Source organism: Shigella sp. FC1967 (genome assembly GCF_001743005.1).
Taxonomy (GTDB): domain Bacteria; phylum Pseudomonadota; class Gammaproteobacteria; order Enterobacterales; family Enterobacteriaceae; genus Proteus.
The window spans coordinates 1-290 of the sequence record NZ_MIIZ01000114.1 but is presented as its reverse complement, the minus strand read 5'-3'; the positions used below and the strand labels follow the sequence as shown (position 1 = coordinate 290).

At 53.1% G+C, this 290-nt stretch carries 1 pseudogene; it reads right to left on the bottom strand.

What is annotated here, in order from left to right:
* Positions 1-146: 146 nt before the first annotated feature.
* Positions 147-290, bottom strand: a pseudogene (locus tag BHE89_RS24140) (helix-turn-helix domain-containing protein); the annotation flags it as partial.

The window sequence follows — 290 nt, the reverse complement described above, 5'->3', positions numbered from 1 at the left end:
GTATCGTCGGCATAGACACCCTTAGCAGACGAACCAAGAACATCGCCTACTACGCCGAAAAACCTCCAGCAACCGCCGCTACCGTGGCAGCATAAAAAACCCGCCGATTGGCGGGTTTTGCATTCAATGCGCTGCTCTATGGCACCTTAAAGTTTTCCGTACCGGTTCAAGAACGAAGACCTGTCTAAGATCCCCCAGTCTGTCAGCATGTAGTAGCCGGTGGCACCTCGTTCGCCGGTAGACTCCCTGACGAACAAGATATTCATTCCGAACTCATCACGCAGGGCAGA